This window comes from Hymenobacter negativus (assembly GCF_017571495.1).
GTDB lineage: Bacteria > Bacteroidota > Bacteroidia > Cytophagales > Hymenobacteraceae > Hymenobacter > Hymenobacter negativus.
The window spans coordinates 23148-39891 of the sequence record NZ_JAGETZ010000001.1 but is presented as its reverse complement, the minus strand read 5'-3'; the positions used below and the strand labels follow the sequence as shown (position 1 = coordinate 39891).

The 16744-nt window shown below is 59.1% G+C and carries 12 protein-coding genes; 8 read left to right on the top strand and 4 right to left on the bottom strand.

Annotated elements, in window-relative coordinates; all coding sequences use genetic code 11:
- The first annotated feature begins 55 nt into the window (after nucleotides 1-55).
- Together tsaE and J4E00_RS00145 are read left to right on the top strand one after the other, a co-directional pair.
- Complete coding sequence (tsaE, locus tag J4E00_RS00150) at nucleotides 56-493, top strand: tRNA (adenosine(37)-N6)-threonylcarbamoyltransferase complex ATPase subunit type 1 TsaE (protein ID WP_208172983.1); 438 nt, start codon at nucleotides 56-58, stop codon at nucleotides 491-493.
- A gap of 91 nt (nucleotides 494-584) precedes the next feature.
- Nucleotides 585-1811: an alanine dehydrogenase gene (locus J4E00_RS00145; protein ID WP_208172982.1), complete on the top strand. Its 1227-nt coding sequence runs from the start codon at nucleotides 585-587 to the stop codon at nucleotides 1809-1811.
- A 14-nt stretch (nucleotides 1812-1825) separates the two neighbouring features.
- Here the strand turns inward: J4E00_RS00145 and J4E00_RS00140 are convergent, their stop codons facing one another.
- The 3 genes from J4E00_RS00140 to J4E00_RS00130 all read right to left on the bottom strand — a co-directional run bounded on the left by J4E00_RS00140 (nucleotide 1826) and on the right by J4E00_RS00130 (nucleotide 4906).
- Nucleotides 1826-2893 carry a cytochrome-c peroxidase gene (locus J4E00_RS00140; RefSeq protein WP_208172981.1) on the bottom strand — a complete coding sequence of 356 codons (1068 nt, stop codon included), beginning with the start codon at nucleotides 2891-2893 and terminating at the stop codon, nucleotides 1826-1828.
- A gap of 3 nt (nucleotides 2894-2896) precedes the next feature.
- On the bottom strand, nucleotides 2897-3736 hold the full coding sequence (locus J4E00_RS00135) for an MbnP family protein (protein ID WP_208172980.1): 840 nt from the start codon (nucleotides 3734-3736) through the stop codon (nucleotides 2897-2899).
- Nucleotides 3737-3985: 249 nt separating this feature from the next.
- Nucleotides 3986-4906 carry a flavin reductase family protein gene (locus J4E00_RS00130; protein ID WP_208172979.1) on the bottom strand — a complete coding sequence of 307 codons (921 nt, stop codon included), beginning with the start codon at nucleotides 4904-4906 and terminating at the stop codon, nucleotides 3986-3988.
- 55 nt (nucleotides 4907-4961) lie between these two features.
- Between J4E00_RS00130 and J4E00_RS00125 the strand changes: the two genes are divergently transcribed.
- The 5 genes from J4E00_RS00125 to J4E00_RS00105 all read left to right on the top strand — a co-directional run bounded on the left by J4E00_RS00125 (nucleotide 4962) and on the right by J4E00_RS00105 (nucleotide 13993).
- Nucleotides 4962-5900 (top strand): M28 family peptidase, encoded by a 939-nt coding sequence (locus tag J4E00_RS00125; RefSeq protein ID WP_208172978.1) that lies wholly within the window; start codon nucleotides 4962-4964, stop codon nucleotides 5898-5900.
- Nucleotides 5901-6057: 157 nt separating this feature from the next.
- On the top strand, nucleotides 6058-7530 hold the full coding sequence (locus J4E00_RS00120) for an MFS transporter (protein ID WP_208172977.1): 1473 nt from the start codon (nucleotides 6058-6060) through the stop codon (nucleotides 7528-7530).
- Nucleotides 7531-7737: 207 nt separating this feature from the next.
- A complete protein-coding gene (locus tag J4E00_RS00115; protein WP_208172976.1) occupies nucleotides 7738-9654 on the top strand; it encodes an AMP-binding protein in 1917 nt (638 codons plus the stop codon).
- 114 nt (nucleotides 9655-9768) lie between these two features.
- Nucleotides 9769-11682 (top strand): acetate--CoA ligase, encoded by a 1914-nt coding sequence (gene acs, locus J4E00_RS00110; protein ID WP_208172975.1) that lies wholly within the window; start codon nucleotides 9769-9771, stop codon nucleotides 11680-11682.
- Between the two features lie 130 nt (nucleotides 11683-11812).
- Nucleotides 11813-13993 carry a gliding motility-associated C-terminal domain-containing protein gene (locus J4E00_RS00105; protein ID WP_208172974.1) on the top strand — a complete coding sequence of 727 codons (2181 nt, stop codon included), beginning with the start codon at nucleotides 11813-11815 and terminating at the stop codon, nucleotides 13991-13993.
- An 83-nt stretch (nucleotides 13994-14076) separates the two neighbouring features.
- Here the strand turns inward: J4E00_RS00105 and J4E00_RS00100 are convergent, their stop codons facing one another.
- Nucleotides 14077-15372 (bottom strand): acyltransferase family protein, encoded by a 1296-nt coding sequence (locus J4E00_RS00100; protein WP_208172973.1) that lies wholly within the window; start codon nucleotides 15370-15372, stop codon nucleotides 14077-14079.
- Nucleotides 15373-15615: 243 nt separating this feature from the next.
- Here J4E00_RS00100 and J4E00_RS00095 point away from each other — a divergent pair, with 243 nt between their 5' ends.
- Complete coding sequence (locus J4E00_RS00095; protein ID WP_208172972.1) at nucleotides 15616-16731, top strand: phytase; 1116 nt, start codon at nucleotides 15616-15618, stop codon at nucleotides 16729-16731.
- Nucleotides 16732-16744 lie beyond the last annotated feature (13 nt).

Genomic DNA, 16744 nt, shown 5'->3' with positions numbered 1-16744 from the left:
ATTGCGGTTAGGGAAATAGCAGGCTCTTCTGCTGGCTGGGCGGTATTTTTGTCATATGCTTCCTCTGAGTTTCACTGTGCCCGACCTGGCTGCGCTACCCACCGCCGCCCACCGCCTGCAAGCCGCCATCGCCGAATCAGGTTGCACGGTGGTGGCCTTCGAGGGGGAAATGGGTGCTGGGAAAACCACCCTCATCCGGGCTCTGGCCGCTACGTTGGGCGTGGCCGACGATGTGAGCAGCCCAACCTTTGCCCTGGTTAATGAGTATCGTGAGGGCAACGGTAAACCTGTGTACCACTTTGATTTTTACCGCATCGAATCCCTTGATGAGGCCGAACGGATGGGCGCGACGGAGTACCTCGATTCCGGGTATCTTTGTTTAGTGGAATGGCCTGCCCGGGTGGCGGCGTTATTGCCTGTCCCCCGACTTGAAGTACGCATTGAAGCCCTAAGTGCCGAAAGCCGGGTAATTGACTTAAGAATTATTAATTAAAAATTAAAAAACAGTTGATTTAAGAATTTGAAGGACAGGAGTTGAGCCTGTGGTTTTTGATTCTTAATGGCTGCTTTTTAATTGCACATCCATGGCTGAACAGCTACCCTCCGGTTTTGAATCATTGGCTACGAGCCGCGCCTACTTCACGCAGGAGTCCATGCTGGCCGTGGAAACGCGCAAGCGCAAGCTGTTCATCGGTTTGCCGCGTGAAACCTCGCTTCAGGAAAACCGCATTGGTCTCACGCCTGAGGCCGTGCAGCACCTCGTATCGGCCGGGCACGAAGTGGTGATGGAAGCCGGCGCTGGCGAGCCCAGCAAGTACGCCGACCACGCCTATTCCGAAGCCGGAGCCCAGATTGCTTACTCCACCGAGGAGGTTTTTAAGGCCGATATCCTGCTGAAAGTAGCGCCGCCCACCCTCGAAGAAATTGAGCTGCTGCACCCCGGCCAAACCCTGATTTCGGCCCTGCAAATGGGCTCGATGACCCAGGAATACATCGCAGCTCTCTCACGCAAAAAAATCAACGCCATTGGCTTCGAGCTGATGAAGGACCCCAGCGGAGCCCGCCCCGTGGTGCGCGCCATGAGCGAAATCGCCGGCTCCACCGTCATGCTGATTGCGGCCGAATACCTGGCCCGCTCCAACGAGGGCAAAGGCATTATTCTGGGCGGTATCACGGGCGTGCCGCCGTCACAGGTGGTCATCCTCGGGGCCGGCACGGTGGCCGAGTACGCCGCCCGCGCCGCTACTGGCCTTGGGGCCGAGGTGAAAGTGTTTGACAACCACCTCTACAAGCTGCGCCGCCTCAAGCACAACCTGGGCATGCAGCTCTATACCAGCACCCTGGATACGTTCGCGCTCAGCCAGCAAATCCGTCGGGCCGATGTTGTTATTGGCGCATTGGCGGTAGAAGATGGCCGCATCCCTTTCATGGTGCCCGAAGAAATGGTGGCTAGTATGTCGCCCGGCTCCATCATCATCGACGTGAGCATCGACCAAGGCGGCTGCTTCGAAACCAGCGAGATGACCAGCCACAGCAACCCGGTTTTTCGCAAGTACGACGTCATCCACTACAGTGTGCCCAACATCGCCTCGCGCGTGCCCCGCACCGCCACCAACGCGCTGAGCAATATCTTCACGCCCATTCTCCAGGAAATCAGCCAGCACGGCGGCATCAACGAAGTGCTCTTCACCAACGAGCATTTCCGCAGCGGCGTCTACATCTACCGCGGCTCACTGACTAATGCGATGATTGCGAAGAAATTCAACCTGCGGTATAAGGAACTGGGGCTGCTGATTGCCGTGCGGAATTAGAAAGTGCGAATGCGCTAGGGATGCTCCGCGAGCCGGCTATCCGTGATGAAGCTTTGGTCGGTGAGAGTTTGAAGGAAGGCAAGCAGGTCGTCTTGCTCTTGGGTAGTGAGGGCAATGCCCAGCCGGCCGCCGGGCGGGCGCAAGGCCGGGTCCAGCGTTGGCGAAGCAATTACGCCGTGGTCGTAGTGCGCCAATACCTGCGCTAAGGTCTGGAAACGGCCATCGTGCATATAGGGCGCAGTCAGGGCCACATTGCGTAGGGTTGGTACCTTAAAGCGGCCCACATCGGCGGGCTGGCCACTGATTTGAGCCCGGCCTGAGTCGCGGGGGAAAGCCGCGTCGAGGCCGTTGTTGCGGTAGGACTCATCAGTGAATAAATCGGTGGCGTGGCAGCTGGCACATTTGCTGGCTACCAGGGCGATGCCCCGCGACTCGCTGGCCGATAGGGTAGTGCCGCCTTCGTGGCGTACGGCCTTGTCGTAGCGGGAATTACTGCTGGTGAGGGCCGCCAGAAATTGGCTGAGGGCGCGCAACAGGCGGTACGAATCAATCGGTCCCGGGCCGTATATCGCGGTGAAGCGCCGCCGGTATTCGGCGTCGCCGTTGAGCTTGGCGAGCAGGCTACTCAGGGTTTCGCCCATTTCCAGCGGGTTTGTGAAAGGGGCCAGGGGCTGGTTTTCCAGATTGGCAACGGCACCGTCCCACATCAGCTCCCGGCGCCAGCGCAGGTTATGCAGCGCCGGTGAGTTGCGCGTGCCCAGACGGTTGCCCACGCCGTGGCTCAGCGCATGGCTCGCGTTGGCAAAGGCGGCGAATTGCTGGTGGCAGGAGCCACACGACACCGTGCTGTCGCGCGAAAGCCGGGCATCATAAAACAGCGTCCTTCCCAACTCAAACGTAGCCTTGTCCGGCGGATTCTGGCTAAGGGCATACGCCATCGCCGGAAAATTGGCGGGTTGCGTAGCGCCGGGCACCTGTTCTGTTAGGGCTGCCGCATCGTCTGCCTGTTTCTGACAGCTACTCAGCAACAGCCCGCCTAATAAAGCCCCGCCAATAAGGGAATTGGTAATGCGTTGTCGCATAGGCTAGTCGTTATGAATGGCCGCGACGGTGAACATCGAATTGGTACCGGGTACATGGCGGTCGGTGCTGCCGCTGTAGTTGTTGACGATGGGGACAATCTGACTGCCGCCCACGGCCATCCAGAAGGGCCCAAACAGTACCGAGTTGGTGAGGGCGGGCGAAGGCCCGGCGAACAGCCGTAGCAAGTCGGCCCGCAGGTGCAGGGTGGGGGCGTGGCCCTGTCGCACCTGAATGTTGCCGCCGCTGGGGAGTGGGGGCGCTACTATTCGCAGGTTGTTGGGGCGGCGAAAATCACCGACGTGGTAGGCCAGCATGTGGGTGCCGGGTTCGCCCGACCGGGACGAGTTGCCTTCCATTTGGAGGAAGATGTAGCCCTGGCTCCACGTCCAGAACATATAATTATCGGGCGAGAGCGCACCGGTTTGTGCCCCGGTCATGTTACGGTCCTCGTCTACCCCAATCAGGAAAGAAATGCCGGTGTAATTACCGGCCGGAATGCTATCCAGCACAAAGTGTTTGCCGTTGTCGGGGTTGGGGCCGGTGGGGCGCTCCCGAATCAGGAAATAGCTTTCGGGTACGGCATACTCACTGCCATCGGCCCGTTGCAGCTTGAAATTCGACAGGTAATAATTGAAGCACGATACTGTGAATGGCTCCCCGGCCGGGCTGGTGTAGGTACTCCGGTCGAGCACGAGTGGGGCAGACCCTACCACGTTCTCCATATCTATTGTCAGCGTGCCCACGGTGGCGGCCGGTGGCTCGGCGCTGTCCTTCTTGCAGCTACTAAATAGCAGCCCGGTGAGGAGCACAAAGGGGAGGCCGACAATAGTTGCTTGTTTCATAAGGTAGTTCTTAGGCCCGGCTTCAAAATGACAGATAAGCTGTTGGATGAGCTTATTCTTGAGATTAAACAAATATAGCGTTCAATCTTTCTCCTGTTTGCTCATTTGCGGCCTTTTTTCAGAAAATCAGGAACATGCATGCTAACCAAGAGCAATGCCTTATGCTGTTTTTCCACCGGCAGCCCTTTAGTCTGAGACCAGTCAACCAGTTGCCGCCAATTATTTGGTTGCGTGGATTAAAGTCATTGCCTACTCTACCAGCAGCACCTTCCAGGCCTCCACCAGTCGTCCTTCCGCCAGAAACTGCCGGCCCAACTGGAGCAGCTGTTTCTTAAGCTGCGGGGCATCGTCGCGGTATTTGTTCAGCGTGTAAGCCACCATTGGCTCGGCCTTGAATTCTTCGACTTGCGCCGGCGTGGGCAGGGAGTCGCGCTCGATGTTGGCGAGGCGGCCCAGCTCGTTGCCGGTGAGAACGTCCGAAGTGCGCAGGTGCTCGGGCAGCTGGTCGATGCCGATGCCGATGTGGCGGTTGGGCTTGGGCACTTCGAAAAGGCTGGTGCCACTGGCGCGGCAGTAGCAGTCGCCGCCGAGGCGGGCCACTGCGTCCAGCTTGAAGGGGTCGATGCCGGTGGCGTCGGGCAGGAGGATATCGGGGCGAAAGTGGGCCCGCACCACCCGGCAAATAATAAGGTTGCCGGCTCCGTGGTTCTGGCCCAACTCAATAATTTGCTCCACTACGCACTCGAACGCGGCGGGGGCCTCGGCCACGCGGGGCGGGCGCACCCGCTCGGACGCCAGCTCGGTGAGGCCGGCTTTGGTGAACTCGTTCACGCCCTTGGCGTACTCGGTGCTGGCCAGCGACATCTGCTCCACCATGGCAAAGTCGCAGATGTTGATGACGACTTCGGGCACCTCGCGCACGTTTTCGAGCGTGTGCTTCTGGGTGTTGTCGCGCACGCGGTTGGCGGGCGAGAACACCAGGATGGGCGGGTTGGCGCTGAAGGCGTTGAAGAAGCTGTATGGACTCAGATTCACGCGGCCCTCGGCATCAACGGTGCTGGCGAAGGCAACAGGACGCGGGGCCACGGCTCCCACCATGAACGGGTGCCACTGGGCGGGCGTGAGGTCGGAAGGGGTGAGGGAGTGGAAGCTGGGAGTGGAATTGAGCATGACCGGGAAAAAGTGCGGGACGAAACAGTTGGCCAAAGCTAAGTAGCTTGGTCACATGAAACTGACTTTATTGGGAATGCTGCTATTGGCTGGGTTAGCCATAATCCCCCCTGCCGCTGCCCAAAACCTGCCAGCCGATACCACCCGGCTGCGCCAGCACTTGGTGTTTCTCACCACCACGCCGCAGCCGCGCAACTATCAGCACCCGGCGGTGCTCGATTCGGTAGCTACTTACCTCCAACAGCAGTTGCGGGCCGCTGGGGCTACGGAGGTGGGTGCGCAGCCCTACGCCGTGCGCGGCCAGACCTACCAAAATGTCCTCGGCTCATTTGGCCCGAAAGACGGACCCCGCCTCATTATTGGGGCGCACTACGACGTGTGCGGCGACCAGCCCGGCGCCGACGACAACGGCACGGGCGTGGCCGCCCTGCTGGAACTGGCTCGTTTGCTGGGGCGGCAAGCAACCCTGCCATATCGTATCGACCTGGTGGCCTACACCCTAGAGGAGCCACCGTTTTTTCGCACCAAAAACATGGGCAGCTATGTGCACGCCGCCGCATTAAAGGCCGCCGGGGTGCCGGTGCGTGGCATGGTGGCCCTCGAAATGCTGGGCTATTACGACGACCGTAAGCACACCCAGCAGTACCCCATCGGCCCGTTAAAATTCATTTATGGTACCCGAGGCAATTACGTGACCGTGGCCCAGAAATTCGGCAACGGCCGCTTCGGGCGGCAGTTTGCGCGGCACTACCGCCAGCAGGCCCAACTGCCAGTGAAGCGCTTCGAGGCCCCCGCCTGGCTGCCGGGCATCGACTTCTCCGACCACCTCAACTACTGGAAATTCGGTTACCCGGCCGTGTTGGTCACGGATACCGCATTCTACCGCAACCACAGCTACCACGAAGCCACCGACACGCTGAACCGGCTGGATATGCGCCGTCTGGGCTTGGCCGTGGATGCGTTGCTGGCCGTGGTATGTAGCGAGAACTTTTAGTTCACGTGCCAGCACGATACCCGAACGACGCGGGGACGCAAACTAAAAATTCGCGCTACAACCCATCAACTGCAGAACTACCCTAAAGCCGCAACGCGTGCGATAGGCGGCCTGAGGCTTTTGCGTGCTTACATTCCGCTTTTAATTCACGTTCTGCATGGAATCCAAACTTACCCCACCCACCGAATCCCTGGCCGATACTTCGGTAGCCCACGACAACAACACGACCACAACCCGCCAAATCTGGCAGGTGATAACGGCTTCCTCCGTGGGCACCGTCATCGAGTGGTATGATTTCTACATTTTTGGCTCGCTGGCCGCCATTATTGGGCCGGTGCTGTTTGGGTCGAAAGGCAAGCCCGAGGAAACACTGCTGGGCGCGCTGGCTGTGTTTGGGGTGGGCTTCATTGTACGTCCGTTCGGAGCGGTAGTGTTTGGCCGCATCGGTGACATGATTGGGCGGAAGTACACCTTTCTGGTAACGCTGCTGATGATGGGCGGAGCCACCGTGGCCACCGGCCTGGTGCCGAGCTACGACAAAATCGGGTGGGTGGCGCCGGCTATTGTGCTGGTATTGCGCCTGTTTCAGGGGTTGGCGCTGGGCGGGGAATATGGTGGAGCCGCCACCTACGTGGCGGAATACGCGCCCGACAGTCGGCGCGGCTACTTCACCAGCTACATCCAGATTACGGCCACGGCCGGCCTTGTCCTGAGCATCCTCGTGATTGTGCTCACCAAAAAAGCCATGCCCGATGCCGAATTCAAAACCTGGGGCTGGCGCATTCCTTTCCTGATCTCGGGCGTGCTCATTATCGCCTCCTACTACATCCGCAAGCAGCTGCACGAGTCGCCGCTCTTCGCCAAAGCCAAGGCCGAGGGCAAAACCAGCACCAACCCGCTGCGCGACTCCTTCGCCAACCCGGTGAACCGCCGGCTGGTGCTCATTGCGCTATTTGGGGCCACCATGGGGCAGGGCGTGGTGTTTTACACCAGCCAGTTCTATGCCTATTCCTTTATGCAGAATGCGTTGAAAATGGATTTGATTGACGCCAGCATTGTGCTGGTAGTGAGTATGGTGGTGGCTACGCCGCTTTTTATCTACTTCGGTTCACTCTCCGACCGCATCGGGCGTAAGCGCATTATTATGACCGGGATGCTGTGCGCGGCCCTGTTCACGGTGCCACTGTTCTATGGCATCAAGGCCTACGCCGGACCGCTCACCGAAGTAACACCGGCCACGGTGGACGCCGCTGGGCATGCGGTGGAGGCCGTCAAAAAAGCCCTCGCGCCCAACCTGCCCATGATGACGGTGCTCACCTTCTTCCTCGTGCTGTTCGTCACGATGGTGTACGGGCCCATCGCGGCCTACCTCGTCGAGCTGTTCCCAACCAAGGTGCGCTACACCTCGCTATCCGTGCCCTATCACATTGGGAATGGCATATTTGGCGGCTTCGTGCCGCTGGTGGCAACCTGGATTGCAGTGTGGGCCAAGGCCCAGCCCGACGGCACGTTCTTAAAGGAGCACGCCGCGCTATCGGGCCTGATTTACCCGGTGGTTATTGCGCTGCTGTGCTGGGCCATTGGCTCGGCGCTGATGAAGGACTCGCGCAACGTGCGGATTATGGAGTAGGGCCTCGTTTGTCATCCTGAGCGAAGCAAAGGACCTTCTCACCGAAGAACGATGAGAAGGTCCTTCGCTCCGCTCAGGATGACAGCCGCAGTAGGAAGACCATCTGGTCGGCTCTATAGCAACTCTAAAAACCCGTCAGGCTGCGTTGCCGACGGGTTTTTTAGTACATTGACGGCCTCACGCACTCCCACCAAATTCCCACCATCCATGAAACCCGCCTGCTCTTATGCTGCTACTTATGCCGCCAGCCTGGCCAACCCGGCCGGCTTCTGGGCCGCCCAGGCCCACCACCTGCACTGGGATAAGCCCTCCCACGAACCGCTGAGCCAAGACGAGAACGGGTTTTACCGTTGGTTCAAGGGTGGGGAACTGAATACGGCCTACCTCTGCCTGGACTACCACGTAGCCAACGGCCGCGCCGACCAACCCGCCCTGATTTACGACTCGCCCGTCACCAACACCCAGCGCACTTACACCTACGCCGAACTGCTGGACCACACGGCCCGCCTGGCCGGAGGGCTGCGCGAATTAGGTGTGGCCCTGGGCGACCGGGTCCTCATCTACATGCCCAACATGCCCGAGGCCGTGATGGCCATGCTGGCCTGCGCCCGCCTGGGGGCCGTCCATTCGGTCGTTTTTGGTGGTTTCGCGCCGCATGAGTTGGCCGTGCGAATCGACGACGCGCAGCCCCGCGCCGTCATCTGTGCCTCGGGCGGTATGGAGTTTGACCGCGTGATTCCCTACAAGCCGCTGGTAGACGAGGCCCTGGCCAAAGCCCGTTTCAAGCCTGCGCACGTCGTGGTTTGCCAGCGTGATTTCGTGACGGCTGACCTGCAAACCGGCCGCGATATTGATTTTCAGGCGCTGCTACAAGCTGCCCCCGTACCGGCCGTGCCGGTGCCGGCCACGCACCCGCTCTACATATTATATACCAGCGGCACCACCGGCCGGCCCAAGGGCGTGGTACGCGACAACGGCGGTCATGCCGTGGCCCTGCACTTCAGTATGCGCGCCATCTACGCCCTCGAGCCCGGCGAAGTCATGTTTAGCGGCTCCGATATTGGCTGGGCCGTGGGCAGCAGCTACATCGTGTACGGACCGCTGTTGCGCGGCTGCACCACCGTCTTGTTTGAGGGCAAACCCGTGCGCACGCCCGACGCGGGCACTTTCTGGCGCCTAATCGCGCAGTATAATGTCAACGTGATGTTCACCGCGCCTACTGCCATCCGGGCCATCAAAAAGGAAGACCCTGACGGGCTGCTGGCTAAAAAATACGACCTGAGCAGCCTGCGCTACCTCTTCCTGGCCGGCGAGCGTTGCGACCCCGACACCTACCACTGGGCCGGTCAGCTCCTGGGCGTGCCCGTCGTCGACCACTGGTGGCAAACCGAATCGGGCTGGCCCATGCTGGCCACGCTGGTGGGCCTCGAATGCATGCCGGCAGCGCGCCCCGGCAGTGCCGGCCACCCGGTGCCGGGCTACGACATTCAGATTCTGGACGAGGCCGGCCAGCCCGTGCCCGCCGGTACCACCGGCTTGGTAGCGGTAAAACTGCCGCTGCCCCCCGGCTGCTTCCCTACGCTTTGGCACGACGATGCTCGCTTTCGGGAAAGTTACCTGGAGACTTTTCCGGGCTACTACCTCAGCGGCGATGGCGGCTACCGCGACGCTGATGGCTATACCTACATCATGGGCCGTGTCGATGACGTCATCAATGTGGCTGGCCACCGCCTCAGCACCGGCGAAATTGAGGAAATACTGGCCGCCCATCACGCCGTGGCCGAGTGCGCCGTCCTCGGCATTGCCGATGCGCTGCGCGGCCAAGTGCCCGTGGGCATTGTGGTGCTGAAAGACGGCCAAACGATAGGAGCCGAGGCCCTTGAGCAAGAATTGGTGGGCGCGGTGCGCAACCAAATTGGGGCGCTGGCCTGCTTCCGCCAGGTGCTCGTGGCCAAGCGCCTGCCCAAAACCCGCTCCGGCAAAATCCTCCGCAAAACCCTCCGCCAGCTCGCCGATGGCGAAGACTTTCCGATGCCCGCTACTATTGACGACCCGCTCATTCTGGACGAAATTCGCGCTGGCCTGCAACGGCAGGGCATTGGAGCCGCCTTTGAGACACATTAAAACAGCCTAAAAACTTCTTGCTAAACTTTTCTGCTTCGGCTCCGCTCCGCAATACGGTCAATTAATCCCCTTCCACTCCTCGCTCACCACTTCATACCTCACCAAATCACCTCCATGTCTGCAGTTCGCACCCGCACCCTCGAAGAATATCACGTCGATTATAAACAGTCCATCGAAGACCCCGATGCCTTCTGGGCCGAGGCTGCCGAACCCTTTACCTGGCGCAAAAAGTGGGATTCTGTGCGCGGTGGCGAGTTTTCGCCGGCCGGCACCAGCACCTGGTTCGATGGGGCTACGCTCAACATCACCGAAAATTGCCTCGACCGCCACCTAGCCCAGCGCGCCAACAAGCTGGCCATCGTCTTCGAGCCCAACGACCCCAAAACCCGTCACCTGCGCCTCACCTACCGCGAGCTGCACGAGCAGGTGTGCCAGTTTGCCAACGTATTGAAGAAAAACGGTGTCCAGAAAGGCGACCGTGTGGTGCTCTACCTGCCCATGATTCCGCAACTGGCCGTGGCTGTACTGGCCTGCGCGCGCATCGGAGCAGTGCACGGTGTCATTTTCGCTGGGTTCTCCGCCACCGCCATTGCCGACCGCATCAACGACGCCGATGCCGCCTTCGTCCTCACCGCCGACGGCCTGAACCGCGGTGCCAAGCAAATTCCCGTCAAGAGCGTGGTAGATGAAGCCTTGGAGCACTGCCCCGGCGTGCGCCGCGTGATTGTGGTGGAGCACACCGGCTGGCCCGTGCAGTGGAAAGAGGGCCGCGACGCGTGGTACCACGAGGAGGTGAAGGACGTCGAAAAAGATTGCCCAGCCGAAGAAATGGCCGCCGAAGACCCCTTGTTTATCCTCTACACCAGCGGCAGCACCGGCAAGCCCAAGGGCGTGGTGCACACCCAGGCCGGCTATATGGTATGGGCCGACTACACCTTCCGCAACGTGTTTCAGGTGGAGGAAAACGACATGTACTGGTGCACTGCCGACATTGGCTGGGTGACGGGCCACACCTACGGGCTGTACGGCCCGCTGCTGGCCGGTAGCACCACGCTGTTGTTTGAGGGAGTACCCACGTTTCCCTCGCCGGGCCGCTTTTGGGAGGTGATTGACAAGCACCACGTCACCGTTTTTTACACCGCGCCCACGGCCATCCGCTCGCTCATGGCCGCGCCCATCGACCACGTATTGGCCTACTCGCTCAGCAGCCTGCGGGTACTCGGCTCGGTGGGCGAACCCATCAACGAAGAGGCCTGGCACTGGTATCATCAGCATGTGGGCAAGGGCCGTTGCCCCATCGTGGATACATGGTGGCAGACCGAAACCGGCGGCATCATGATTTCGGCCATGGCCGGCATCACGCCCAGCGTGCCCGCCCGCGCCGGCCTGCCGCTGCCCGGTGTGCAGCCCGTGTTGCTCAACCAGGATGGTACCGAAATTGAGGGCAACGACCAGGAGGGCTATCTGGCCATCAAGGCCAGCTGGCCGGGCGTTATTCGCACCACCTGGGGCGACCACGAGCGCGCCCGCCAGACCTACTTCCAGCCTTATCCCGGCTACTATTTCACCGGCGACGGCGCCCGACGCGACGAAAACGGCCTCTACCGCATCATTGGCCGCGTCGATGACGTCATCAACGTGAGTGGCCACCGCTTCGGCACCGCCGAAATCGAAAACGCCATCAACGAAAGCCCCGAAGTGGTAGAAAGCGCCGTAGTAGGCTACCCGCACGATGTGAAGGGCCAGGGCATCTACGCCTACGTCATCTGCCAGCACGGGGTGCCCGACAACGACCTCGACCGCCAGCGCGTGGAGTCCAGCATCATCGAAGCCGTGGTGGCCAACATCGGCCGCATCGCCAAGCCCGATAAGATTCAGCTCGTGTCGGGCCTGCCCAAAACCCGCTCCGGCAAAATCATGCGCCGCATCCTGCGCAAAGTAGCCGAGGGCGAAACCAGCAACCTTGGTGACGTAACCACGCTGCTCGACCCGCTGGTGGTGGATGAGATTCTGGCGGGTAAGAAGTAAGTGCGTAACGGAAGCTCTACCACGCCGGTGGGGCTTCCGTTAGTGTTTTTTAGCAGTTGATAAAGCCGCCTGTTATCCTAATAGCTACCAATTAATCCCCACTCCCTCAATTACTTTTCATCAGGCAATAATGCTTATCTGCTTGCTCCTCATTCTGTTTGCATTGTTGGCCGTTTTTAAGCGTAGCAGCCGGGCTTTCAAGGTGCTGGCCGTGCTGGCGCTGGGTCTTTCCGGTCAAGTGGCCGTTGCGCAAAAAGAATTTGATAACTGGTATTTTGGGTATCAGGCGGGGATTTCCTTCACCAGCGGTACTGCCCGTGCGCTGTCCGATGGCATGATGGTTTCGGGCGAAGGCTCGGCCTCCATTTCCGACGCGCAAGGCAACCTGCTGTTCTACACCAACGGCATATACGCTTGGAACCGACTGCACCGCCGGCTGGTGAACGGCAGCAACCTGGGCGCGTTCAAGGACAGCACGCGCACCGAGTTGCGGCCCAACTCGGCGACTCAAGGCGTGGTCATCGTGCCGCGCCCCGGCAGCAGCACCGAGTACCTGGTCTTCACCGTCGATGCGGCCGAGAACGGCCTAGTGGGGGGCCTGCGCTATTCGGTGGTGGATATGGCCCGGCAGGGGGGGCTGGGGGAGGTGACCAGCAAAAACAACCCGGTGGCCGTGCCCGTGGGCGATGGTCGGCTGACGGAAAAGCTCTTGGCCGTGCGCCACGCCAACCAGCGCGACATCTGGATAATGGTGCATGCCTGGAACAGCAACGTGTTCCTGAGCTACCTGCTCACCCCCACGGGCCTGGCTGCCCCCGTGCTTTCGGCCGGAGGCATTATCCATCAGGGCGGCAATAACCCGCGCCGCGACTACAACTGCATCGGCTACATGAAAACCTCGCGCGATGGCCGGAAGCTGGCCGTGGCCCAATACAACAACAGCCTGGAGCTGTTCGACTTTAATTACGGCACCGGCATTGTATCCAACCCCCGTTTGATAGGGCAGCAGGCTAACCCCTTGAACTTGGCGGGCTTCTACGGCGTCGAATTCTCGCCCAATGGCAACCTGCTTTATGCCAGCTCCGGCTCTGCTATTACCCAATACAACCTGATAAGTGGGGGGCAGACCCAGTTTTTTACTCCCTATTATGGGGGAGCTTTGCAGCTCGCTGCCGATGGCAAAATCTACATAGCGTGCACCCAGCCCTTTGGGGCAGCCGATTCCATTTACATGGTTGATTCACCCGATACCCCCGGTACTGGCTGTGGCTACCATTCTAGCAGGCCCTTATGGGGAGCGGGCCGCGGCAACTACTTGGGCCTGCCCAATGTGATGGTCCGCCCGCCTGTACCGGGTATCGTGCTATTCAACTACGGGGTAATAGGCACCGATGTGTGCGCAGGCGAAACCAGCTCCTTCACCGCGTCGGTTTACCCCGCTATTCCTGATGCGGTATTTACCTGGGATTTTGGTGACCCGGCCAACCCCGGAAACACTGCCAGCGGCCCAACCGCACAGCACCGCTACCCCCGGCCGGGTAACTACGTAGCCACCCTGACGATGCGCGAAGTCAGTGGGACGGTGCGCACCTATTCGCAAACCGTACGGATTCTGCCGCGTAGCTCTGCTCGGTTGCAGTCCAGTCTGGCAGGTGGGTGCATCGGCAGTAGCTCTTTGCTGACCGTCATCCCCACGCAGCCCCTCGGCACTACCTACCGTTGGCAGGATGGCAGCACGGCCTCGCAGCTACGCGCCACCACCAGCGGCATCTATTGGGTGGATGTGACGCCGCCTCAGCAATGCACGGTGCGGGACACGGTGCGGCTGTCATTTTCTGCGAATCCCACGGTCGCGCTTCGTCCGGAATATCTTATCTGCGCCGAGCAAAGCCTCGTGCTCGACCCCGGCCCACAGCCAGTGGGAAGTACCTACCGCTGGCAGGATGGCAGCACCGCCCCGCAGCTTTCGGCCGTCGCGCCCGGCCGCTACGCCGTCACCATCGTCAACCCCAGCGGCTGCTCCTCCACCGCCGAAACCCAGGTGCGATTCGGCGACGACTGCCCTTACAAAATTCCCAACATCATCACCCCCAACCACGACGCCAACAACGACATGTTTGTGCTGGAAGGCTTGGAATTTAAAGGCTGGAACCTACAGGTATTCAACCGTTGGGGCGGGCTTGTGTACCAGCAGGAGCATTACGACAACCGGTGGGATGCCGCCGGGCAGTCGGCTGGGGTTTATTATTTTCTGTTGGTCAATGCCACCTCGGGTCGCCAACTGAAAGGCTGGGTAGAGGTAGTGAAATAAGAGAGATGGCCGTTAAAAAAGGGAAAGATTCGTGAATATGTTATTCAAGAATCTTTCCCTTTTTTAACGGCCAATGGTATGAGCTAGCTAATGGCTAGAGGCCGGACACTAGGTTTTTCACTAAACCGCGCTTTAAACCACGGCTGAATTTTAAGTTCCAGCAAGTAGCCTGCTGCAATAACCAGCACCACATCGAGTAGGAGGCGAATACAGTACGTAACCGCTGTTCCACTGAATACTGGAATGCGGGAGAGCATGATACTGATGGGAAAGTGGATAACGTATACGCCATAGGAAATGGCACCGAGCTTGATGAATACGGTTGGCAATGGGTTAGCCTCAGTGGATTGAGGCCGGATGGCCCCCACTACCAGGCAGGCAGTACCAAGCAGGAACGTTGCAATTGGTACCAGTAGATAAGATACTTGTGAAGAGTGCAGGCCGTAGCGGCGCGCGATGTAGGCAAAATATAGAAGCCCCAACCCGACAACCGCAGCAAGAAAAACGTTGGCCCCTTTAAAAGAGAAGTTGGTAAAGCGCAGAAATAGGTAAAAGCAAAACGGCAGCTGGCAGAGGTCGCTGAACGTGATGGATGCACCGCCTGGATTGGCGAAGTGCACGTGCAGCTTGGTATCTAATAGCAATACAGCCATGGTCAGAGGGTTGAGAAACTCATAGCCTAGAAACAAAAACACCAGCCCAAACAGCTCCCAATGAGAAGCATAGCGCAAGGAGAAGAAAGAAGTGTTTTGGGCCAGCCACAGGCCGCTTACCCAGAACACGAAGCCGAAGCTATACGCGCTCAAATAAGGCATTGGCAGAATAATACCGGCGATGACCCCAACCACGGCCGCTCCCAAGCAAACCTTACCAGGGCTCAGCGCGAAATAGGAGATGGGAATGAAGGCCAGGTAATACAGAACCTCGTAGTTCAGGGACCAGAGGGGGTTGTTTTCGAAGATGTATGGTACGACCGAGTTTTGTAAGAATAAAAAGTGGCCCAACACCGTCGTCAACGAGTACTGGTGTGTGGCAATAATCAAGGCAAAGAGTAGGCTGATAGTGTAAATAGGGTAAAGCCGAACAATACGCTTGCGTAAATAAGGTAGTATGGTGCTTTTTGTCAGAGGTTTTGTATTGGTAAGTCCGATGACATAACCAGATAGAATAAAAAACACCAACACACTGCTATGGCCTGATAGAGGGTTGGCCCAAGCCCCTTTGGGGGAATAACCAGGGTCTAGGCTCAGCTTATGCAGAATCGCATGGTGAAAAACCACAATAAGCGCCGCAAATCCGCGCAAGGCTTCTAAGTTGAATTCAAATTTGCGGCGTGGTAAACTCGGACTGGCAGATGAAGAGGTAGAAATTGGCGTCAAAGTGCTCGGATTTAGTAGTAAAAGAGAAATGGTAGTACAAAGTAATGGCTAAATTTCTTGCTGGTTAACTTCATGCAGAGCTATGCTTGAGTTTTACCTGACACCTGCTCCGACTTGACACCAAAGTATTGTTGGTTGAGAATGGTTGTATTCCTGCATGTCCAATCAACTCATGTGCTATGCTCAACACCGCCGCCTCTAGCCCCGTACGCAATACCTTGCGCCTGCTGTTCAACCCTGCTAATGCCCGCTTCCCCTCGTTTCCGTCGGTTCTCCACCGTCACCTTGCTCATCGTCACGGGCCTGCTCAACACCCACTGCGTCCGCACTGCCAAACGCCTGTTGGGCATCACCAATGGCAGGCCCAATACCGGTCCGGGCGTGGTGCAGCCAGTAGTAGTTACCTCGCCCGTTCGTTACGATTCCGACGACCCCGCCATCTGGATAAACCCCGCCGACCATTCCCAAAGCCTGATAGTAGGCACTGATAAAGACTCGAAAGGCAGTCTTTTCGTATTCGATTTGCAAGGCAGAGAAATTCCCGGTAAAACCGTTCATGGCCTCAAGCGCCCCAACAACGTAGACATCGGCTACGGGCTGAAAATAGGAGGGAAGCCCACCGATTTTGCCCTCGTTACGGAGCGCAGTACCAGCAAGCTGCGCGCCTTTCGCCTGCCCGACATGGCCCCGCTCGACCACGGCAACCTCGACGTATTTGTGGGCGACGCGTCCGGGCACCGCCAGCCCATGGGCGTGGCCATTTACACCCGCCCCACCGACGGGGCTAGCTTCGCCATTGTGAGCCGCAAAGACGGACCCCGCGAAGGCTACCTGGCCGAATACCGCCTTGATGACGACGGCGCCGGCCAAATCCGCATGACCGAAGTACGCCGCTTCGGTACCTACAGTGGCAACAACGAGATTGAGTCCGTGGCCGTGGACAACGAACTGGGCTTCGTATACTACTCCGACGAAGGCGTGGGCGTGCGCAAGTACTACGCCGACCCCATCCGCGGCAACGCTGAGCTGGCCCTGTTTGCCCAAACCGGTTTCAGCAAGGACCACGAAGGCATCTCCATCTACAAAACCGGCCCGCGCACCGGCTATCTTCTGGTATCGGACCAGAAAGCCAGCACCTTCCACCTTTTCCCCCGCGCCGGCACCCCCACCGACCCGAACGCCCATCCGGAATTGAAAGTGGTGAAAGTAGCTGCCCACTACAGCGACGGTTCCGATGTGACCAGCACGACGCTGGGACCGCAGTTTCCGCACGGGATGTTCGTAGTCATGTCTGATAACCGCACCTTCCATTACTACCGTTGGGAAGATATTATGGGCACGGAGTTGAAGGGTAATTAAACGGCCCGGCTTT